The following is a 21,098-nucleotide window of genomic DNA, read 5'->3' as shown; positions in this document are numbered from 1 at the left end:
GGTGCCCTCGCGGCAGGCCCTCCCGGCTTGGCGGGGTCCTCGCATACGATGGCCGTTGCTCAGTCAAGTCAAATGGAAACCGACCGTCCCAGGCCCGACCGGCAAGGAGACCAACCCCCGTGTCCGTCCTCTCGAAGATCATGCGTGCAGGCGAAGGCAAGATCCTGCGCAGGCTGCACCGCATCGCGGACCAGGTCAACTCCATCGAAGAGGACTTCGTCGACCTCTCCGACGCCGAGCTGCGGGCCCTCACCGATGAGTACAAGCAGCGCTACGCCGACGGCGAGACCCTGGACGACCTGCTGCCCGAGGCGTTCGCCACGGTGCGCGAGGCCGCCAAGCGCGTCCTCGGCCAGCGTCACTACGACGTGCAGATGATGGGCGGCGCCGCCCTGCACATGGGCTATGTCGCCGAGATGAAGACCGGTGAGGGCAAGACGCTCGTCGGCACCCTGCCCGCTTACCTGAACGCACTCTCCGGAGACGGTGTCCACATCGTCACGGTCAACGACTACCTGGCCGAGCGCGACTCCGAGATGATGGGCCGCGTCCACAAGTTCCTGGGCCTCACGGTCGGCTGCATCCTCGCCAACATGACGCCGGCCCAGCGCCGCGAGCAGTACGGGTGCGACATCACCTACGGCACGAACAACGAGTTCGGCTTCGACTACCTGCGCGACAACATGGCGTGGTCGAAGGACGAGCTCGTCCAGCGCGGTCACAACTTCGCGATCGTCGACGAGGTCGACTCCATCCTGGTCGACGAGGCCCGTACGCCGCTGATCATCTCCGGCCCGGCCGACCAGGCCACCAAGTGGTACGGAGACTTCGCCAAGCTGGTCCTGCGCCTGAAGAAGGGCGAGGCGGGCAACCCCCTCAAGGGCGTCGAGGAGACCGGCGACTACGACGTCGACGAGAAGAAGCGCACGGTCGCCATCCACGAGTCCGGCGTCACCAAGGTCGAGGACTGGCTGGGCATCGACAACCTCTACGAGTCGGTGAACACCCCGCTGGTGGGCTACCTGAACAACGCCATCAAGGCCAAGGAGCTCTTCAAGCGCGACAAGGACTACGTCGTCATCGACGGCGAGGTCATGATCGTCGACGAGCACACCGGCCGTATCCTCGCCGGCCGCCGCTACAACGAGGGCATGCACCAGGCGATCGAGGCGAAGGAAGGGGTGGACATCAAGGACGAGAACCAGACGCTCGCCACGATCACCCTGCAGAACTTCTTCCGCCTCTACAACAAGCTCTCCGGCATGACCGGTACGGCGATGACCGAGGCCGCCGAGTTCCACCAGATCTACAAGCTCGGCGTGGTCCCGATCCCGACCAACAAGCCGATGATCCGCAAGGACCAGTCGGACCTGATCTACCGCACCGAGGTCGCCAAGTTCGAGGCGGTCGTCGACGACATCGCCGAGAAGCACGAGAAGGGCCAGCCGATCCTCGTCGGCACGACCTCCGTCGAGAAGTCGGAGTACCTGTCGCAGCAGCTGAGCAAGCGCGGCATCCAGCACGAGGTGCTCAACGCCAAGCACCACGAGCGCGAGGCCCAGATCGTCGCCCAGGCCGGCCGCAAGGGCGCCGTGACGGTCGCGACCAACATGGCCGGCCGTGGTACGGACATCAAGCTCGGCGGCAACCCCGAGGACCTCGCCGAGGCGGAGCTGCGCCAGCGCGGCCTCGACCCCGAGGAGCACATCGAGGAGTGGGCCGCGGCCCTGCCCGCCGCCCTGGAGAAGGCCGAGCAGGCGGTCAAGGCGGAGTTCGAGGAGGTCAAGGACCTCGGCGGGCTCTACGTCCTCGGCACCGAGCGGCACGAGTCGCGCCGGATCGACAACCAGCTGCGCGGCCGCTCCGGCCGTCAGGGCGACCCGGGCGAGTCCCGCTTCTACCTCTCCCTCGGCGACGACCTGATGCGCCTGTTCAAGGCGCAGATGGTCGAGCGCGTGATGTCGATGGCGAACGTCCCGGACGACGTGCCGATCGAGAACAAGATGGTCACGCGCGCGATCGCCTCCGCCCAGTCGCAGGTCGAGCAGCAGAACTTCGAGACCCGCAAGAACGTCCTGAAGTACGACGAGGTCCTCAACCGCCAGCGCGAGGTCATCTACGGCGAGCGGCGCCGCGTCCTGGAGGGCGAGGACCTGCACGAGCAGGTGCAGCACTTCATGGACGACACCATCGACGCCTACGTCCAGGCGGAGACCGCCGAGGGCTTCCCGGAGGACTGGGACCTGGACCGGCTCTGGGGCGCCTTCAAGCAGCTGTACCCGGTGAAGGTCACCGTCGAGGAGCTGGAGGAGGCGGCCGGCGACCGGGCCGGTCTGACGGCCGAGTTCATCTCCGAGTCCATCAAGGACGACATCCACGAGCAGTACGAGACGCGTGAGACCCAGCTCGGCTCCGAGATCATGCGTGAGCTGGAGCGCCGGGTCGTGCTGTCGGTCCTGGACCGCAAGTGGCGCGAGCACCTCTACGAGATGGACTACCTCCAGGAGGGCATCGGCCTGCGCGCGATGGCGCAGAAGGACCCGCTGGTCGAGTACCAGCGCGAGGGCTTCGACATGTTCTCCGCGATGATGGACGGCATCAAGGAGGAGTCCGTCGGCTACCTGTTCAACCTGGAGGTCCAGGTCGAGCAGCAGGTCGAGGAGGTCCCGGTCGAGGACGCCGTGCCGTCGCTGGAGAAGGAGCCCCAGGACGTGGTGCCGGCGCAGGCGGGCGCGCGTCCGGAGATCCGGGCCAAGGGTCTGGACGCGCCGCAGCGGCGTGACCTGCACTTCTCCGCGCCGACGGTGGACGGAGAGGGCGGCATCGTGGAGGGCGAGTTCGCCAGCGACGACGAGCCGGTCCGCTCCGAGGCCGACGGCCTCACGCGCGCGGAGCGCCGCAAGCAGGCCAAGGGCGGCCGCCGCCGCAAGAAGTGACGGCCGCTGCCGTTGCCGTGCTGAGCGGCGGCGCAGCCGAGGCCGTGAGCGGCGAACCGAGGCCGTGAGCGGCGGACCGAGGACCGAGCAGTGACAGGGGAAGGGCCGGGCATCCCGAGGGTGCCCGGCCCTTCGCGTCATCCGGCGGCCGTGCGCGGAACGCCGCGACGGCCCAGCTCCACCGCCGTGCAGCGCCAGCGGCGGTCGCGGCCTCGTTCCAGGCGGAAGGCCATCGCGCGCAGCTGCTCGCCGGCGCCGATCCGGGCGAAGGCCTCGACGGCGCCCGGACGGGGCTCGTAGTAGCCGATGTCCCGCACCACCGGGCGGGTGCCGCGGGCACGCAGGGGGCCGTGCTCGGCGAGCCGGGCCAGGTCGTCGTAGGCACGGCCCGCGGTGTGCCGGAGCATCCAGTGCACGGGCCGCTGCCCGCTGAGAACGGCGAGGAGCCGGTCGGCGAAGACGTCGGCGGCGAGAGGGACGGCGGCGGAAGCGGTGGGGACGATGGGGGCCGCCGGGATGCTCGACGTACTCGACGTACTCGACGTACTCGACGTACTCGAGGTGTTTGAGGTGTTTGAGGTGACGGCGGGGGCGGTCGGCGGGCGGTTGTCGGCGGGAGCGGTGCGAACGCGGCTCGTGCCGCGCGGCGATCCCGGTGGGCGTCCTCCGTTCGTCGTGCGGGCCGGGCTGCCGCCCGGGGTGCGGGGCGGGGCGCCGCCCGGGCGGCGTGCGTCGTGACGGCCCGGCGGGCGGGTACCGGGGCGGCGCTGCGCCCTGGTCATGACCTTGTTCATGAGTCCCCGTTTCTGTGATGCGGTGCGCTGTTCTACCAAGCGGTAACTTCCTGTAGGGGATCTTGTACGGGACCCGGTTCGGCACGGGCAAGGACCGCGAAGCCCGTGGCGGCCGGCCGGCAGATTCACTCATCCGAGTGGTGGAGGGCACCGGAACACCCGGGAGAACGGGGGCGTGCCGGGTGAGACGCGGGGCATGGGGTGGACGCGTCGGAGGGTGCGGCCGTGGGCACGAAAGAGGGGCCCCGCACGTATCCTGAAGGCCGTCTCCCGGAGCCCTGCGGAGCCCTCCGACACGAGAAAGCGGCCAGCCATGCGCGTCTACGTCCCCCTGACCCTCCCCGGCCTCGCCGAGGCGTACAAGACGGGGGAGCTGGGGGCCGGGCCGCTCGTCGCCTACGCCGTCACGCCCGCACTGCGCGAGTGGTACCTCTCCGACGACATGGAGGAGCTGGAGTACGCCGCGCTGAGCCAGGCCGCGCTGGCCTCCCTGCGGCTGCTGGCCGCGGACCCGGACACGCCGCGCCGCCGGGTCGTGGTCGCCGTGGACGTACCCGGCGGCACCGCGGCCGCCGACCCCGACCGGGGGCTCGACCCCGCGGCGGTCGGCGAGGTGCGGGTGACGGGGACGGTGCGGCTGGCCAAGGCCGCCGCCGTGCACGTCGACCTGGACGACGCCGAGGCGGACGTGAGCGCCGCGGCCGAGGCGCTGCCGGCGGCGGACGCCGGGGACGACGACGCGCAGTTCGTCGTGGACGGGGCCGAGGACCACGAGCTGCTCTGGTACGCCACGCAGGAGATCCCGAACCTGGTCGGGTTCGGCGAGGGGTCCTGAGTGTCAGTGGCGGCGGGTACGTTTTCCGGCATGGGGATGCAGTCAGGGGCGCACATCGTCTGGGACTGGAACGGCACGTTGTTCCACGACAACGACGCGATCATCGGCGCGACGAACGCGGCGTTCGCCGAACTCGGCCTGGAGCCGATCACGCTGGAGCAGTACCGGGCGCTGTACTGCGTGCCGGTGCCGAAGTTCTACGAGCGGCTGCTGGGCCGGCTGCCCACCGGTGCCGAGTGGGAGCTCATGGACGAGGTCTTCCACCGGTACTACGCCGAGCACCGGAGCCGCTGCCGGCTGACCGAGGGGGCGGTGGAGCTGCTCGCGGGGTGGACGTCGGCCGGGCACAGCCAGTCGATCCTGAGCATGTACGGGCACGAGGAGCTGGTCCCGCTGGTGCGGGGCTTCGGGATCGAGACGCACTTCATACGGGTCGACGGGCGGACCGGACCGTCCGGCGGCAGCAAGGCGGAGCACATGGTGCGGCACCTGGGCGCGCTGGGCGCGAAGGTGAACCCCGCGCGCACGGTGGTGATCGGGGACGCCGCCGACGACGCGGTGGCGGCACGGCACGCGGGGGCACGGGCGGTGCTGTACACGGGCGGCTCGCACAGCCGCGCCAGCCTCGAGGAGGCCGGCGTGCCGGTGGTGGACACCCTCCGGGAGGCGGTCACCGAGGCCCAACGCCTCGCGGCGTAACCCGCCGGCCCGTGTCCTGAGGCGACTTGGGGCCGCTGGTGCGTGGGTGGTGCCATGAGGGCCGCGGCTCACCAGACCCGTGGTTCCCGGGCCGGTGCGGCTCACCAAGCCCGTGCGGCCCCATGCGGGCGGCGTCCTGAGTGTGCCGGGCCTCCGCCCGAACTCCGGCGCGGGCCGCGTCCGGCTCGGTGCGAACCGTGCCCTGGCTGCCCTGGCTGCGCCCGGACCCTCTTCCGGCCTGCGTCCGGGTCGTGCCCGAGCCGCGCCTGGCTCCCCTCCGAGGTCCGTGCCGGCCGCGTCACAGCCGTTCCCTGGCTCCTTGCGGGCCCGTGCCGTCCGCGTTCGGGCCGTTCCCGCCGGGCCTGGACCCGACCCCTCCGGCCCCGAAGGGTCCGTATCCGGGACCCGTCAGGGCGCGCGCGGGCGGGCGTCCGGCCCCCGCCCCCGCACCGGTGCAGACCATGCCCCGGCCTGCGCCCCGGCTCCGTGCCGGCCGTGTCCGGACCGCTCGGGGCCCGGGCCCGGGCGCGAACCCCGGGCCCGGGCGCGAACCCCGAGCCCGAGCGCGAACCGTGTCCGGCCACGGTCCGGCACCCCCTGCGGGCCGTCCGGCTCCGTGCGGTGGCCCCGTGCGGACCGTTCCCGGCTGTGCGCGGGCCCCTTCCGAGCCGCTGCGCCCCGCTTGGCCTGGCCGCCACCGGGCGTCGGTCAGGGCGGGCGTACGTCGTTTTTGTCACCGGCACCCCTGTGCAGAACGTCAAAGTTCCACCCCGGGTTTTGTACACATACGGCTCATGACGGGTTACCCGTGAAGAGCGATAGCCTTGTGGCGTGATCAGCGCGATAGGTCGCGGGGGCACCCCAGTCTCCGCTCTGCGCCCGGTGTGCACGGACGACAGCCGTGACCGGGCGGCGGTCGCTGGTCCTCGCGGGCGGGACGGGGCCTCGACGGCCCCCAGGACGCCGCGTCAACCCCGACCGGCGGCGCCGCCGAGAGCAGCGTCACATCCGTCGGGCGCGTCGAAGATGGCCGATAACCCCCCGCTCATCTCACCCCGCGGCATAGCGTCGGAAGGGACCGGACACCCCGGACCGGGACGTTACGCCCAAGGGGAAGAGACCGTACTTCCTTCAACGTCACGCAACGGCGCGCGACAGGAGCCAGAGGACAATGCAGACCAAGCTGGACGAAGCCAAGGCCGAGTTGCTCGAGAGGGCCGCTCGGGTAGCTGAGAACAGTCCGGCCGGGGGGCACCTCCCGACCGGGACGACGGACGAGGGTGCCCCGGACCGGGACTCCGTACTCTCGTTCCTCCAGCGCTACTACCTGCACACCGCCCCCGAGGACCTCGCCGACCGCGACCCGGTCGACGTCTTCGGAGCCGCTTTCTCCCACTACCGTCTGGCCGAGGCCCGCCCGCAGGGCACGGCCAACGTGCGGGTGCACACTCCGACCGTCGAGGAGAACGGCTGGACCTGCAGCCACTCCGTGGTGGAGGTCGTCACCGACGACATGCCCTTCCTCGTCGACTCGGTCACCAACGAGCTGACCCGGCAGGGACGCGGCATCCACGTCGTCGTCCACCCGCAGTTCGTCGTCCGCCGCGACCTGACCGGCAAGCTCCTCGAGGTGCTGCCCAGCGCGCCCGCCGGCGAGCCGCTGCCGCACGACGCGCACTTCGAGTCCTGGATCCACGTCGAGATCGACCGCGAGACCGACCGCTCCGACCTCAAGCAGATCACCGCCGATCTGCTGCGCGTGCTCTCCGACGTCCGCGAGGCCGTCGAGGACTGGGAGAAGATGCGCGACGCGGCGACCCGGATCGCCGAGGGGCTGCCCGACGAGACCCTGCCCACCGACCTGCCCGGGCAGCAGGTCGAGGAGGCCCGCGAGCTGCTGCACTGGCTGGCCGCCGACCACTTCACCTTCCTCGGCTACCGCGAGTACCAGCTGCGCGAGGACGACTCCCTGGCCGCCGTGCCCGGCACCGGGCTGGGGATACTGCGTTCGGACCCGCACCACGCCGGTGAGGACAAGCACCCGGTCAGCCCGTCCTTCGAGCGGCTGCCCGCCGACGCCCGCGCCAAGGCCCGCGAGCACAACCTGCTCGTGCTCACCAAGGCCAACAGCCGGGCCACCGTGCACCGGCCGTCCTACCTGGACTACATCGGCGTCAAGAAGTTCGACGACAAGGGCGAGGTGATCGGCGAGCGCCGCTTCCTCGGACTGTTCTCCTCCGCCGCGTACACCGAGTCGGTGCGCCGGGTCCCGGTCATCCGCCGCAAGGTCGAGGAGGTCCTGGGCCTCGCCGGGTTCTCGCCCAACAGCCACGACGGGCGCGACCTGCTCCAGATCATGGAGACCTACCCGCGCGACGAGCTGTTCCAGACCCCGGCCGCCGAGCTGGAGCCGATCGTCACCTCCGTCCTCTACCTGCAGGAGCGCCGCCGGCTGCGGCTGTACCTGCGCCAGGACGAGTACGGGCGCTACTACTCCGCCCTCGTCTACCTCCCGCGCGACCGCTACACCACGGGCGTGCGCCTGCGGATCATCGACATCCTCAAGGAGGAGCTCGGCGGCACCAGCGTCGACTTCACCGCCTGGAACACCGAGTCGATCCTGTCCCGGCTGCACTTCGTCGTCCGCATCCCGCAGGGCACCGAGCTGCCGCAGCTGTCCGACAGCGACAAGGAGCGCATCGAGGCCCGTCTGGTGGAGGCCGCCCGCTCCTGGGCCGACGCCTTCGCCGAGGCGCTGACCGCCGAACTCGGCGAGGAGCGCGCCGCCGAGCTGCTGCGCCGCTACAACCACGCCTTCCCCGAGGGCTACAAGGCCGACCACACCCCGCGCGCCGCGGTGGCCGACCTGGTCAACCTGGAGCAGCTCAGTGAGGACAAGACGTTCGCGCTGAGCCTGTACGAGCCGGTGGGCGCCGCCCCCGAGGAGCGCCGCTTCAAGATCTACCAGAAGGGCGGCTCGGTCTCCCTCTCGCAGGTCCTGCCGGTGCTCAGCCAGCTCGGCGTGGAGGTCACCGACGAGCGGCCGTACGAGCTGCGTTGCGTAGACCGTACGACGGCGTGGATCTACGACTTCGGTCTGCGCGTTCCCCAGGCGGCCACCGGCGGCGACTACCTCGCCGACGACGCCCGTGAGCGCTTCCAGGACGCCTTCGCCGCCGCCTGGACCGGCAAGGCGGAGAACGACGGGTTCAACGCGCTGGTGCTGAGCGCCGGGCTGAGCTGGCGCCAGGCGATGGTGCTGCGCGCCTACGCCAAGTACCTGCGCCAGGCGGGCTCCACCTTCAGCCAGGACTACATGGAGGACACCCTCCGCAACAACGTCCACACCACCCGTCTGCTCGTCTCCCTGTTCGAGGCGCGGATGGCGCCCGAGCGGCAGCGCGCCGGCCACGAGCTGGTCGACGCCCTGCTCGAAGAGGTCGACGCGGCCCTGGACCAGGTGGCCTCCCTCGACGAGGACCGGATCCTCAGGTCCTTCCTGACGGTCATCAAGGCGACCCTGCGGACCAACTTCTTCCAGAAGAACGGCTCGGGCGCGCCGCACGACTACGTCTCCATGAAGTTCGACCCGCAGGCCATCCCGGACCTCCCGGCGCCGCGGCCGGCGTACGAGATCTGGGTGTACTCGCCGCGGGTGGAGGGCGTGCACCTGCGCTTCGGCAAGGTCGCCCGCGGTGGTCTGCGCTGGTCCGACCGGCGCGAGGACTTCCGCACCGAGATCCTGGGCCTGGTCAAGGCGCAGATGGTGAAGAACACCGTCATCGTGCCGGTGGGCGCCAAGGGCGGCTTCGTCGCCAAGCAGCTGCCCGACCCGAGCGTGGACCGGGACGCCTGGCTGGCCGAGGGCATCGCCAGCTACAAGACGTTCATCTCGGCGCTGCTCGACATCACCGACAACATGGTCGCGGGCGTGGTGGTGCCGCCGAAGGACGTGGTCCGGCACGACGGCGACGACACCTACCTGGTGGTCGCGGCCGACAAGGGCACGGCGACGTTCTCGGACATCGCCAACGAGGTGGCCGAGTCCTACGACTTCTGGCTCGGCGACGCCTTCGCCTCCGGCGGCTCCGCGGGCTACGACCACAAGGGCATGGGCATCACCGCCCGCGGCGCCTGGGAGTCGGTCAAGCGGCACTTCCGGGAGCTGGGCGTGGACACCCAGTCCCAGGACTTCACGGTCGTCGGCATCGGCGACATGTCCGGTGACGTGTTCGGCAACGGCATGCTGCTGAGCGAGCACATCCGCCTGGTCGCCGCCTTCGACCACCGGCACATCTTCCTCGACCCGAACCCGGACGCGGCCACCGGCTACGCCGAGCGCCGCCGCCTGTTCGACCTGCCGCGCTCCAGCTGGGCCGACTACAACACCGACCTGCTGTCGGCCGGCGGCGGGATCTTCCCGCGCAGCGCCAAGTCGATCCCGGTCAACGCGCACATCCGCGAGGCCCTCGGCATCGAGGACAAGGTCGCCAAGATGACCCCGGCCGACCTCATGCGGGCGATCCTCAAGGCCCCGGTGGACCTGCTGTGGAACGGCGGCATCGGTACGTACGTCAAGGCGGCGGCCGAGTCCAACGCCGATGTCGGCGACAAGGCCAACGACGCCATCCGCGTCGACGGCAGGGACCTCAGGGTCCGCGTCGTCGGCGAGGGCGGCAACCTGGGCTGCACCCAGCTGGGCCGGATCGAGTTCGCGCAGACCGGCGGCAAGGTCAACACCGACGCCATCGACAACAGCGCGGGCGTGGACACCTCCGACCACGAGGTGAACATCAAGATCCTGCTCAACGGCCTGGTCACGGACGGCGACATGACCGTCAAGCAGCGCAACAAGCTGCTCGCCCAGATGACCGACGAGGTCGGCTCCCTGGTGCTGCGCAACAACTACGCGCAGAACACGGCGATCGCCAACGCGCTCGCCCAGTCCAAGGACATGCTCCACGCCCAGCAGCGCTTCATGAAGCACCTGGTGCGCGAGGGCCATCTGAACCGGGCACTGGAGTTCCTGCCCACCGACCGCCAGATCCGTGAGCGGCTGACCGCCGGACACGGTCTGACCGGCCCGGAGACGGCCGTGCTGCTGGCGTACACGAAGATCACGGTGTGCGAGGAGCTGCTGCACACCTCGCTGCCGGACGACCCCTACCTGCGCGGCCTGCTGCACACCTACTTCCCGACCCAGCTGCGTGAGCAGTTCGCCGAGCAGATCGACAACCACCCGCTGCACCGCGAGATCACCACGACCGTGCTGGTCAATGACACGGTGAACACCGGCGGTACGACGTATCTGCACCGGCTGCGCGAGGAGACCGGCGCGTCGCTGGAGGAGATCGTCCGGGCGCAGACCGCGGCCCGCGCGATCTTCCGCTCGGCGCCGGTGTGGGACGCGGTGGAGGCGCTGGACAACAAGGTCGAGGCCGACGTCCAGACCCGGATCCGGCTCCACTCGCGCCGTCTGGTCGAGCGCGGCACGCGCTGGCTGCTGAACAACCGGCCGCAGCCGCTCCAGCTGACCGAGACGGTGGAGTTCTTCTCCGACCGGGTGGAGCAGGTGTGGGCCGAGCTGCCCAAGCTGCTGCGCGGCGCGGACCTGGACTGGTACCAGCAGGTCTACGACGAGCTGTCCGGCGCCGGTGTCCCGGACGAGCTGGCCACCCGGGTGGCCGGGTTCTCCTCCGCCTTCCCGGCGCTGGACATCGTCTCGGTGGCCGACCGCATGGGCAAGGATCCGATGGACGTCGCCGAGGTGTACTACGACGTCGCCGACCGGCTCAGCATCACCCAGCTGATGGACCGCATCATCGAGCTGCCGCGCGCCGACCGCTGGCAGTCCATGGCCCGCGCGGCGATCCGCGAGGACCTGTACGCGGCGCAGGCGGCCCTGACGGCGGACGTGCTGGCCGTCGGCAACGGCACCTCGACGCCGGAGCAGCGGTTCAAGGTGTGGGAGCAGAAGAACGCGCCGATCCTGTCGCGGGCCCGCACCACGCTGGAGGAGATCCACGGCTCGGACGCGTTCGACCTGGCCAACCTGTCGGTGGCGATGAGGACGATGCGCACGCTGCTGCGGACGCACTCGTAGCGCATACGGCACCGACCGAGGGCGCCCCGGGCCGCGACGGCCCGGGGCGCCCTCATGCCCTCTTCTTTCCGCTCTCTTTCCGCCGTCTGGCACACGACGCACGGTAAATTTACCTTTTCCTGTTAAACGGGATAATTCGGATAAAGTGGCGCGCGTGATGCGCATGACAGTGAACCTCAGGGAGAGCCGTCCGGCCGCTCAGGCCCCCGATGCGCGCCGCGCCGCCTGAGGCGCGCCCCGCCGGCAGAGCCGCGCGGCGGCCGCCGGCCGCCGCGAGATGTTCCCTCGCCCCCCGCGCCGCCGCCGCGCTCCTGCTCGCACTGCTGCTCCCGGTGATCGTCCGGCTGCCGTGGGCCGGTGACCTCGGCATGCACGCGGCCACCATCGAACGCCTGCGCCACAGCCTGCTGCACCCCGGCAACCCGCTCGTCGCCGCCGACTCCCCGAGCCCGTACTACTCCCCGTGGATGCTGCTGCTCGGCTGCCTCGCACGGGTGAGCGACTGGTCGGTCTTCGTGGTTCTGCGGCTGGCCGCGCTCACCGGGCTGGCGCTGCTGGTGACGGGCGTGTGGCGGTATGCGCGGGCTCTGAGCGCGCACCGGGCCGCGCCCGCCCTGGCCGTCCTGAGCCTGGTCCTGCTGTGGGGCACCGTCCTGATCAACTGGAGCGGCTTCATCGCCCTGAACTCCCTCGCGCTGACGGTGTCGTACCCCAGCGTGTTCGCCCTCGGTCTCGCCTTCCACCAGTGGGCGTGGCTCACCCGGGCGCTGCGCGCGCCGAGCGGATGGGGGGTGTGGCTCGGGCTCGGGGCGCTGTGGGCGGTGATCCTGCTCTGCCACCAGTTCACCGGGGTCGTCGCGACGCTGGGCGCCCTCGCCACGGTGATCGCCGCCCGGCCCTCACGCAGGCTGTGGCCCCGGCTCGCCGCCGGCGCGGCACTGGGCCTGCTGGTGCTGTGGCTGTGGCCGTACTACGACTTCTTCGCCCTGTTCTCGGCCGGCGGGGACCTGGAGAAGGTGCACCGCGCGCTCTACGAGCACTTCGCGGGCCGCTACTGGCTGGTGCTGCTCGGTGTGGCCGCGCTGGCCGCGCGGTGGCGCCGCGACCACCGGGACCCGCTGGTGGTCTTCTTCCTGCTGGGCGCGCTGGTGTGCGCGGCGGGCTTCGTCAGCGGCCACTACGCCTGGGGACGAGCGCTGCCCGCCGCGCTGATCCCCGCCCAGCTGGCCGCCGCGCTGGCCGTGGTCCAGGGAGGCCGGCGCGCGGTGCGGATCCGCTGGGCCTGGGCGCTGGCCGCCGCGTTCGCCGTGGGCGCCTGGACCCAGGCCGGAATGCTCGGATACGTCATCGGCCGCGCCGCGCTGCCCGAGGCGCTGGCAGCCCGCTACACACAGCCATGGGCCGGGTACCATTGGATCACCCCGTACGTGAGGTACGGCGACGTCGTCATGGCCCGCGACTTCGCAGCCCAGCTGATCCCCGCCTACGGCGCCTACACCGTCGCCCCCGGCTACCCGGAGTTCTTCCTGCCGGACGCCGCCCGGCGCGAAGAGGCCGTCCAGCGCTACTACACCCGCACCACACCGCCCTCCGTCCGCGGGGACATCCTGCGCACGTACGACGTGCGCTGGGTGCTGGACGGCAGCAGGCCGATGCGGTCCCGGGGGCTGCGTCCGGTGGCCCACGGTCCGGGCGGCGAGGTGCTGTACGCGGTGGCCCCCTGACTCGGGAGCCGGGCCGCCGGACCCGGGGCCCGGCCGCCGGACCGGCTCTCCTAGGACTTGCCGCCGGTGAAGGCCTCGTAGGCCGCCAGGACCTCCTCGGTCGGGCCGTCCATGCGCAGCACACCGCGCTCCAGCCACAGCACGCGCTCGCAGGTGTCGCGGATGGAGTTGTTGTTGTGGCTGACCAGGAACACCGTGCCGGCCTGCTTGCGCAGCTCGCGGATGCGTTCCTCCGAGCGCTTCTGGAAGGCGCGGTCGCCGGTGGCCAGGGCCTCGTCGATGAGGAGGACGTCGTGGTCCTTGGCGGCGGCGATGGAGAACCGCAGCCGGGCCGCCATGCCGGAGGAGTACGTCCGCATCGGCAGGGTGATGAAGTCGCCCTTGTCGTTGATGCCGGAGAAGTCGACGATCTCCTGGTAGCGCTCCCTGATCTGCTCCCGGGACATGCCCATGGCCAGCCCGCCCAGGTGGACGTTGCGCTCGCCGGTCAGGTCGTTCATCAGCGCCGCGTTGACGCCGAGGAGCGAGGGCTGGCCGTCGGTGTAGATCTTGCCGTTCTCCACCGGCAGCAGGCCCGCGACCGCCTTGAGCAGCGTGGACTTGCCGGAGCCGTTGGTACCGATCAGGCCGATGGCCTCGCCCTTGTAGGCGACGAACGACACCTTCTTCACCGCGTGCACCCGGCGCACGCCCGCCGCCTTCTCGGCCTTGCCCGGACGCAGGATGCGGTTGAGGGCGGCGGTCGCGGAGCCGCGTCCGGCGCCGGTGCCGTGCACCCGGTAGACGATGTCGACCTTGTCGGCGATGACGGTGGGGATCTTCCCGGTGCTGCGCTCAGCCACGGCCGTACCTCTCCTCAGCCTTCCAGAAGTAGACGAAGCCGCCGACCCCGGCGACCAGCGCCCAGCCCAGCGCGAAGGCCCACACATGGTGCGGGAGCTGATGGGCGTGGAAGCTGTCGATCAGCGCGAAGCGCATCAGGTCGATGTAGACGGCGGCCGGGTTGGCCTCCAGCAGCACCTTCACCACATGCGGCAGGTTGCTCTTGCTCAGCGTGGCGTCGATGCTGAACATCACGCCCGAGACGTACATCCAGGTGCGCAGGATGAACGGCATCAGCTGTGCGATGTCCGGCGTCTTGGCGCCCATCCGGGCCATGATCATCGAGACGCCGGCGTTGAAGACGAACTGCAGGAACAGCACCGGGACGGTCAGCACCCAGGAGATGCCGACCGGGATGCCGAAGCAGAACAGGATCACCACCAGCGCGGCCATGGAGAACAGCAGCTGCTGGAGCTGCTGCAGCGCGAAGGAGATGGGCAGCGCGGCGCGCGGGAAGTGCAGGGCCCGCACCAGGCCGAGGTTGCCGGAGATGGCCCGGGTGCCCGCCATGATCGAGCTCTGCGTGAACGTCCAGACGAACACGCCCGTGACCAGGAACGGGATGTAGTCCTTCACGCCGTGCTTGGTGCCGAGCAGCACGCCGAAGATGAAGTAGTAGACCGCCGCGTTCAGCAGCGGGGTGGCCACCTGCCAGACCTGGCCGAGCTTCGCCTGGCTGTACTGGGCGGTCAGCTTGGCGGTGGCGAAGGCGGTGATGAAGTGGCGCCGCGCCCACAGCTGGCGGACGTAGGCCGGCAGGGAGGGGCGGGCGCCGCTGACGGACAGGCCGTGGCGGGCGGCGAGCGCCGCGAGGTCGTCCTCGGCCTCGGCCGGGCGCGGGGGCGGTGTGTGGAGGACCTGGCTCACATCCGCTGCTTTCGTCGGGGGGAGGGGCTGCGGACGTCCGGTTCCGCGTCGGCCGTTCGTTTCCTTACGGTTCTCTTCACGTTCACTTACGTCGAGACGGGACCGTATCGTCGCAACGCGAGCGTACGGCCAAGTGACGTCGGGACGCAACCGTTTCGTCGTAACGCCCTATGCTGGACGGCATGACGACGAACGCCGGCGAATCCCAGACGCGTCCGCGCCGCCGTGCCCCCGCGGGGGCGGCCGTACTCCGTGCGGACGTGACGGAGGCGATCCGGGCCGCCGCCTTCGCGGAACTGGCGTCCGTCGGCTACGCGCGGATGTCCATCGAGGGCATCGCGCGGCGCGCGGGGGTCGGCAAGACGGCCGTGTACCGCCGCTGGCGCTCCAAGCTGCACCTGGTGCTCGACGTCGTCTCCGCGCTCGCGGTCCAGGGCCTGCCCGCACCCGACACCGGCTCCCTGGAGTCCGATCTCCGGCTGCTCTACGAGGTGACCTCGCGCGCCCTGCGCCACCCCGTGGCCTCGCAGGTCATCCCCGACCTCCAGGCCGAGGCGGCCCGCAACCCCGACATCGCCGAGGCCATGCAGAAGGCCCTGCGCGACGGCCAGGAGAGCGTCGCCAGCAGCATCCTCGCCGCGGCCGGACAGCGCGGCGAGATCCGCCCCGGGCTCGACCGCGACCTCGCCCTCGACCTGATCTCGGGCCCCCTGTACTGGCGCGCGGTCGTCATCCGCTCCCCGAAGCTCCCCAAGGGCTACCTGGACGCCCTGGCCCGGGGCACCGCGGAGGCGCTCAAGGCGCTGTGAGCCGCACGACCGCCTTCCGGAACCCTTCCGGAACCCTCCCGGAACCCTCCCGGAACGCGACCGGGCCCGCCGAAGCGGGCCCGGGGAGGGCATGAGCGGGTGACCGGGAAGGCCTGAGACCGGTGACCGGGAAGACGTGAGGCGGCTGAGCCGGCTGAGCCGGCTCAGCCGGCCGGACCGAGACGCGTCCGGTCAGTCGCGGGCCGCCTGCGGGTGGTGGCGGAGCCAGCCCTGCCAGGCCGAGGCGATCATGTCGTGGATGTCGTGGCGGGCCTTCCAGCCGAGCTCGGTGGCGATGCGGTCGGCGGAGGCGACGACGCGAGCCGGGTCGCCGGGACGGCGGGGGGTGACCGTCGGGGCGCGGTGGTGGCCGGTGACGGCGCTGATGGTGTCGATCATCTCGCGCACCGACACGCCCTCGCCGCGGCCGATGTTCAGGGTCAGGTCCAGGCCGGGGGAGGACTGGAGCGCGCGGGCCGTGGCCACATGCGCCTCCGCGAGGTCCACCACGTGGATGTAGTCGCGGATGCAGGTGCCGTCGGGCGTGGGGTAGCCGTCGCCGAAGATGCGCGGGGCCGCGTTCTCCGTCAGCTTCTCGAAGACCATCGGGACGAGGTTGAACACGCCGGTGTCCGCCAGCTCCGGGCTCGCCGCGCCCGCCACGTTGAAGTAGCGCAGGGACGCCGTGGACAGGCCCGTGGCCCGGCCGGTCGCGCGGACCAGCCACTCGCCCACCAGCTTCGTCTCGCCGTACGGGCTCATGGGCACGCACGGCGTCTCCTCCGTGACCAGGGCCACGTCCGGCATCCCGTACACGGCGGCCGAGGACGAGAAGACGAACGCCGAGACATCCGCCGCCGTCACCGCCTCCAGCAGCACACGCAGGCCTTCGACGTTCTCCCGGTAGTAGCGCAGCGGCTGGTCCACGGACTCGCCCACCTGTTTCTTCGCCGCCAGGTGGACGACACCGGTGACGTCGTGCTCGGCGAGGACCCGCGCCAGGCGGTCACCGTCCAGCGTGGAGCCCACCACGAGCGGGATCCCGTCCGGGACGCGGGCGGCGTCGCCGGTGGACAGGTCGTCGTACACCACGGCCCGCTCGCCCGCTCGGGTCATCGCGCGGACGACGTGCGCTCCGATGTAGCCGGCGCCGCCGGTGATCAGCCAGGTCATGTCGGGCGTCTCCTCGTCAGTCGGAGTCAGTGGTGCGAGTCGGGATCGGCCGGAGCCGGCCGGGCCGGGGCGTGTGCGGTGAAGAACGGCCGGCGGCTCAGGGCAGCAGGCGGCGCAGTCTGCCGCGGAGCACCGTTGCGGCGCCGCGCGGCCCGGTCGCCACGCGCACGGCGAGCGCGCCGGAGTGCGTGGCGTAGGGCTGGGCCAGCAGGATGCCGAACCTCAGGCTCGGCACGACGCTGCGGCGCAGCAGCCCGGTGCCCGAGACGGCGTGCGCCGTCATCTGCCGGGAGGTGCCGTCGGCGAAGCGCAGCCGCAGGCGCAGGTCCCATGTTCCGGCGCCGAGCGCCGCCAGGTCCACGGTCGTCTCGGCGGACCAGCCGTCACCGGAGGAGTGTGTGAGGGGGACGGTGGTGCGCCGGGCGGGCCGGTCCGTCTCCCGGTGCCGCCACTCCACCTCCAGCTCACGGGGCCCCGCGGCGGCCACCCGGCCGTACATCTCGTGCAGGCGCAGCCGCAGCACGGAGGCACGCGCGCGGGGGCGCAGTGCCGCGTCCACGCAGAGCGGGAGGAGGTGCGCCGGCCGGGTCTGGCACGGCTCCAGGGTGACCTGGGGCAGATCGTCCGACCAGACGGGCGTGGAGTGCTGGTCCCGCGCGTACGGCGGGCACAGCCGGGCCGGGCGGGCGGCGAGCTCCTTCAGCCGGGTCAGGTCGCGCGGCTCGGGCGAGGCCAGAATCACCCGTGCGAGGAGCCGTCCGGGCGCCGACGGGTTGACGGTCCAGTCGGCAGCGTCGTACTCCGCCAGGTACTCCCGCGTGTTCCTCCACCACGCGCGCCGGTACTCCGCGTCGCGCAGGTGCAGCTCACGGGCGTACATGCGCAGCTCGTGGTCGAGGAACTTGGTGCGTGCCGCCCGCGCGAGCTCCTTGCGCCCGGCGCCCAGCAGGATCTCGTACGCCTGCCGGCTGGCCTCGATGCGCGCCCGCCAGTTGTCGACGTGCGCGCGGTCCAGCGAGATGGACAGCCGGTCGGCGGAGCGCCGCACGTGCCACAGGTAGACCCGGTCGGGAACGAGGGCCATCCGCGGCCCGGCGGCCAGCAGCCGCGCGGTGAACACGAAGTCCTCGTAGGGAAAGCGGCCGTCGGGGAAGCGGATGCCGTGCCCGCGCAGGAAGTCGGTGCGGTACAGCTTGTTGACGCAGAGGGTGTCGTGGACCAGGGCGGGCAGCCGCTCGGGGCGCGTCAGCACGGCGCTCCGCTCGTACAGCGCCGCCTGCCAGGGCACCTCGCGCCCCGAGGGAAGCTCCCGGCGCACGCACAGGCCGGCCGCGACGTCCGCGCGCTCCTGTTCGGCGGCCGTCAGCAGCGCCTGGACCGCGCCCGCCGGCAGCTCGTCGTCGCTGTCCAGGAACATCACGTACGGCGAGGTCACGGCCTCGATGCCGGTGTTGCGCGGGCTGCCGCAGCCGCCGCTGTTGGTCTCCCGCCGGATCACCCGCAGTCTCGGCTCGGTGGCGGCGAGGCCGGTCAGAAGCTCGTGACTGCCGTCCGTCGAGCAGTCGTCGACGGCGACGACCTCGCGGACGGCGGGGCCCTGCGCGAGCGCCGAGCGCACCGCGTGGGCGATGTGGGCGGCGTCGTTGTATCCGATGACGACGACGCCGACGTGGGGTGTCGGATGCGGAGTCTGGTCGGGGCTCTGGCTCTGGTGGGGGTGCATGGAGTCCACGGGCAGGGAATCGTAGGTACGGACGGTAATCTCCCGTTAAGAGCGACTTGGCGTCCGGTGCGGAAGACGGTATGTGTCCGGCTCGGGTTGCCTTGCGGGTACCACCGGTTTTGTCGAGCGCCACAGCCGGACGAACGAGATTATCGCCGCCGAGGCGAGCAGACCGTTGCGTACGAGCATCAGGGCGCACCCCGTCCAGGTGCAGCCCGCCACCTGGGAATAGAACATCGGGTAGGCGATCACGCTGACCAGGCTCGCCGCAGCGATGAGCGCCGCCGCCGGGCGCTGCGCGGTATGCCGTGACGTCAGACACACCGCGGCCAGCCCGAGCAGCCAGACCATGTACTGCGGGCTGATCACCCTGCTGGTCACGGTGAACAGCAGTACGGCGCTCAGCGCCGCGTCGTACGGCGTCGCCGGAGTCCGGTGCCGGGACCGGACCCGCCACAGCAGCAGCAGCGCGAAGGCCACCGCGGACAGCGCCAGCGCCAGGCGCGCCACGGCGGTCACGTGCGGCCCGGTGAACTCAAGCGCCCCGTACCGGTACCGCACCGTCCCCGGCCAGCCGGCGTGCGTCGCGAGGGCCAGCGCCGTCCCGCCGAACGACTCGATCTGCACGCCCCGGTCGCCCTGCTGGCGCGCGAAGGCCAGCGGGTTGCGGAACGCACCGGCGAGCAGCAGGCCGACGACGGCCCCGGTGGCGGCCGCCCACGTCCACGCCGAGCGGGTCGTACGGCCCGGGGGCGTGCCCAGCAGCACCAGCGCCGGCCACACCTTCACCAGGGCGCCCAGCGCGGCGAAGGCGCCGCACGCGCGCGGGGAGCGCCCCAGCGCCAGCAGGGCGAGCACGGCGATGGCGGTGACCTGGACGTCGTAGCGGGCCAGCGGGACGTGCATCAGCAGCGGCAGGCCCAGCGTCCAGCAGCCGGCCCCGCGCAGGCTGCGGCCGGGGCGGGTGCCCGCACGGGCCAGCGCCAGCGTGATCAGGGCGTCGGCGGCCAGGGTGAGTGCCACGAACGCCTGGAAGTACGTCAGGCCCGGCAGCAGCGCGGGCGACAGCAGCACCACCCCGGCGCCCGGCGGGTACTGCCACAGCGTGTCGTGCGCCGGGAAGGCGCCGTGGGAGAGGACGGCGTACCAGTGCCGGTACAGATGCCACACCTCGTGTGCCACCGCGCCCCGGCCCAGCAGGGGCAGCGAGTCGTGCACGAGCAGCCACAGCATCAGGGCCCGGGTGAGCAGCCAGGTGGCCGTCAGGGCGAGGAGGCGGCGTCTGGCCGCCGTACGCGTGAGAGCACGCGGCACGCTCCGGAAGGCACTCATCACGGCGGATCGTAGACCGTGTGAATGTCGCGTTCGCGCCGATACGCCGTCAACCACATGAAGAGAGGGTCAACGGCACCACACCGGCCACGCGTCACGCCGGTCGCGCGTCGCGCCGGCCGTGCATCACGCCGGTCACGCGGTCACCCGCAGTCCGCTGCCTCCTCCAGCGCCGCCGCGTCGAGCGCGCCGGTGAGCCGGTCGAGCCGGGAGCGCAGGTCGGCGATCTCCTCGAGGGTGAAGCCGGTCGCCGCCATCGTCCGGCGCGGCACCAGCTTGGCGCGCTCGCGCAGCGCCACGCCCTGGCCGGTCGGCAGCACCTCGACCGACCGCTCGTCCCGCGTGCTGCGCTCCCGGCGCACCAGGCCGGCCGCCTCCAGCCGCTTGAGCAGCGGGGAGAGGGTTCCGGAGTCGAGGCGCAGATGCTCGCCGAGCGTCTTCACGGGCGTCCGGCCGTGCTCCCACAGCACCAGCATCACCAGGTACTGGGGATAGGTGAGCCCGAGCTCCTTCAGGAGCACGCGGTAGACGCCGGTGAAGGCGCGCGAGGCGGCGTGCAGCGAGAAGCAGATCTGGTGCTCCAGGCGCAGCCAGTCCTCCTCCGGCACGGCGTCGGGTGCGGTGTCCGGCGGGGCACTGGGCGGAACCTCGGTCGTCATGCTTTCAGGATAGCCGGGCGTCATTAAGTTGTGCACAACTGAATTGCGTGCTCTACTTGTCTCCGGACGCGAGGACACCCGGTCCACGAACGTCCGCAGACGTCCGCAGACGTCCGCACACTTTTCGAGAGGGATGGTTTCCATGGACGCGCTCTACACCGCCGTCGCCACCGCCACCCACGGCCGCGACGGCCGCGCCTACACCTCCGACGGCAAGCTGGACGTGCAGCTGGCCCCGCCGGTGGAGCTCGGCGGCAACGGGCAGGGCACCAACCCCGAGCAGCTGTTCGCCGCCGGCTACGCCGCCTGCTTCGCCAGCGCCCTCGCCCTCGTCGGCCGCCAGGCCAAGGTGGACGTGAGCGACGCCGCGGTCACCGGCGAGGTCGGCCTCGGCAAGCAGGGCGAGGGCTTCGCGCTCGCCGTCACCCTGCGCGTCGAGCTGCCCGAAACCGTGGACCAGGCCACCGGACGCAAGCTGGTCGAGCAGGCCCACCAGGTCTGCCCGTACTCCAACGCCACCCGCGGCAACATCCCGGTCGAACTCGTCGTCGAGTAGCCCCTG

At 71.5% G+C, this 21,098-nt stretch carries 14 protein-coding genes; 7 read left to right on the top strand and 7 right to left on the bottom strand.

The features are described from left to right. The first annotated feature begins 119 nt into the window (after positions 1–119). Complete coding sequence (gene secA / locus R2S09_RS28550; protein WP_306189358.1) at positions 120–2,936, top strand: preprotein translocase subunit SecA; 2,817 nt, start codon at positions 120–122, stop codon at positions 2,934–2,936. A 137-nt stretch (positions 2,937–3,073) separates the two neighbouring features. On the opposite strand, the gene R2S09_RS28545 is transcribed toward secA, so the two are convergent. Then, positions 3,074–3,730, bottom strand: a complete 657-nt coding sequence (locus tag R2S09_RS28545; protein WP_316744146.1) for an Rv3235 family protein — start codon at positions 3,728–3,730, stop codon at positions 3,074–3,076. Between the two features lie 313 nt (positions 3,731–4,043). On the opposite strand from R2S09_RS28545, the gene R2S09_RS28540 reads away from it, so the two are divergent. The 4 genes from R2S09_RS28540 to R2S09_RS28525 all read left to right on the top strand — a co-directional run bounded on the left by R2S09_RS28540 (position 4,044) and on the right by R2S09_RS28525 (position 13,091). Next, positions 4,044–4,565: a DUF6912 family protein gene (locus R2S09_RS28540; RefSeq protein ID WP_316744144.1), complete on the top strand. Its 522-nt coding sequence runs from the start codon at positions 4,044–4,046 to the stop codon at positions 4,563–4,565. 30 nt (positions 4,566–4,595) lie between these two features. Next, positions 4,596–5,264 (top strand): HAD family hydrolase, encoded by a 669-nt coding sequence (locus R2S09_RS28535; protein ID WP_316744143.1) that lies wholly within the window; start codon positions 4,596–4,598, stop codon positions 5,262–5,264. Between the two features lie 1,171 nt (positions 5,265–6,435). After that, entirely contained in the window at positions 6,436–11,367 is a 4,932-nt protein-coding gene (locus tag R2S09_RS28530) for an NAD-glutamate dehydrogenase (RefSeq protein ID WP_316744141.1), read from the top strand. A 209-nt stretch (positions 11,368–11,576) separates the two neighbouring features. After that, positions 11,577–13,091: a hypothetical protein gene (locus R2S09_RS28525; RefSeq protein ID WP_316744140.1), complete on the top strand. Its 1,515-nt coding sequence runs from the start codon at positions 11,577–11,579 to the stop codon at positions 13,089–13,091. A gap of 50 nt (positions 13,092–13,141) precedes the next feature. Here the strand turns inward: R2S09_RS28525 and R2S09_RS28520 are convergent, their stop codons facing one another. Together R2S09_RS28520 and R2S09_RS28515 are read right to left on the bottom strand one after the other, a co-directional pair. Beyond that, positions 13,142–13,933: an ABC transporter ATP-binding protein gene (locus R2S09_RS28520; RefSeq protein WP_306189364.1), complete on the bottom strand. Its 792-nt coding sequence runs from the start codon at positions 13,931–13,933 to the stop codon at positions 13,142–13,144. Further along, positions 13,926–14,840 carry an ABC transporter permease gene (locus tag R2S09_RS28515; RefSeq protein WP_306189365.1) on the bottom strand — a complete coding sequence of 305 codons (915 nt, stop codon included), beginning with the start codon at positions 14,838–14,840 and terminating at the stop codon, positions 13,926–13,928. The genes R2S09_RS28520 and R2S09_RS28515 overlap by 8 nt, the downstream gene beginning before the upstream one ends. Positions 14,841–15,010: 170 nt before the next feature. On the opposite strand from R2S09_RS28515, the gene R2S09_RS28510 reads away from it, so the two are divergent. Next, entirely contained in the window at positions 15,011–15,649 is a 639-nt protein-coding gene (locus R2S09_RS28510; RefSeq protein ID WP_316744138.1) for a TetR/AcrR family transcriptional regulator, read from the top strand. A 192-nt stretch (positions 15,650–15,841) separates the two neighbouring features. Here the strand turns inward: R2S09_RS28510 and galE are convergent, their stop codons facing one another. The 4 genes from galE to R2S09_RS28490 all read right to left on the bottom strand — a co-directional run bounded on the left by galE (position 15,842) and on the right by R2S09_RS28490 (position 20,536). Then, entirely contained in the window at positions 15,842–16,822 is a 981-nt protein-coding gene (galE, locus tag R2S09_RS28505) for a UDP-glucose 4-epimerase GalE (protein WP_316744135.1), read from the bottom strand. Positions 16,823–16,919: 97 nt separating this feature from the next. Further along, positions 16,920–18,545, bottom strand: coding sequence for a glycosyltransferase family 2 protein (locus R2S09_RS28500; protein WP_316744169.1), 1,626 nt, complete (start codon positions 18,543–18,545; stop codon positions 16,920–16,922). A gap of 45 nt (positions 18,546–18,590) precedes the next feature. Further along, complete coding sequence (locus R2S09_RS28495; protein WP_316744134.1) at positions 18,591–19,877, bottom strand: glycosyltransferase family 87 protein; 1,287 nt, start codon at positions 19,875–19,877, stop codon at positions 18,591–18,593. 143 nt (positions 19,878–20,020) lie between these two features. After that, positions 20,021–20,536: a MarR family transcriptional regulator gene (locus R2S09_RS28490; RefSeq protein ID WP_316744132.1), complete on the bottom strand. Its 516-nt coding sequence runs from the start codon at positions 20,534–20,536 to the stop codon at positions 20,021–20,023. A 142-nt stretch (positions 20,537–20,678) separates the two neighbouring features. On the opposite strand from R2S09_RS28490, the gene R2S09_RS28485 reads away from it, so the two are divergent. Further along, the gene (locus R2S09_RS28485) at positions 20,679–21,092 is read left to right on the top strand and encodes an organic hydroperoxide resistance protein (protein WP_306189370.1); all 414 of its coding nucleotides are present in this window, start codon (positions 20,679–20,681) and stop codon (positions 21,090–21,092) included. Positions 21,093–21,098: the final 6 nt, after the last annotated feature.

The organism is Streptomyces sp. MK7 (genome assembly GCF_032658145.1).
Taxonomy (GTDB): domain Bacteria; phylum Actinomycetota; class Actinomycetes; order Streptomycetales; family Streptomycetaceae; genus Streptomyces; species Streptomyces spiralis.
The sequence above is the reverse complement of the archived record's forward strand: the minus strand, read 5'-3'. Positions and strand labels throughout refer to the sequence as shown.

What these genes read in the sequence shown, in the direction of transcription:
- galE (WP_316744135.1), bottom strand. Translation starts at nt 16,822, where the DNA reads ATGACCTGGCTGATCACCGGCGGCGCCGGCTACATCGGAGCGCACGTC.
- R2S09_RS28530 (WP_316744141.1), top strand. Translation starts at nt 6,436, where the DNA reads ATGCAGACCAAGCTGGACGAAGCCAAGGCCGAGTTGCTCGAGAGGGCC.
- R2S09_RS28500 (WP_316744169.1), bottom strand. Translation starts at nt 18,545, where the DNA reads ATGCACCCCCACCAGAGCCAGAGCCCCGACCAGACTCCGCATCCGACA.
- R2S09_RS28485 (WP_306189370.1), top strand. Translation starts at nt 20,679, where the DNA reads ATGGACGCGCTCTACACCGCCGTCGCCACCGCCACCCACGGCCGCGAC.
- R2S09_RS28540 (WP_316744144.1), top strand. Translation starts at nt 4,044, where the DNA reads ATGCGCGTCTACGTCCCCCTGACCCTCCCCGGCCTCGCCGAGGCGTAC.
- R2S09_RS28535 (WP_316744143.1), top strand. Translation starts at nt 4,596, where the DNA reads ATGGGGATGCAGTCAGGGGCGCACATCGTCTGGGACTGGAACGGCACG.
- R2S09_RS28525 (WP_316744140.1), top strand. Translation starts at nt 11,577, where the DNA reads ATGCGCGCCGCGCCGCCTGAGGCGCGCCCCGCCGGCAGAGCCGCGCGG.
- R2S09_RS28495 (WP_316744134.1), bottom strand. Translation starts at nt 19,877, where the DNA reads ATGAGTGCCTTCCGGAGCGTGCCGCGTGCTCTCACGCGTACGGCGGCC.
- R2S09_RS28545 (WP_316744146.1), bottom strand. Translation starts at nt 3,730, where the DNA reads ATGAACAAGGTCATGACCAGGGCGCAGCGCCGCCCCGGTACCCGCCCG.
- R2S09_RS28490 (WP_316744132.1), bottom strand. Translation starts at nt 20,536, where the DNA reads ATGACGACCGAGGTTCCGCCCAGTGCCCCGCCGGACACCGCACCCGAC.
- R2S09_RS28510 (WP_316744138.1), top strand. Translation starts at nt 15,011, where the DNA reads ATGCTGGACGGCATGACGACGAACGCCGGCGAATCCCAGACGCGTCCG.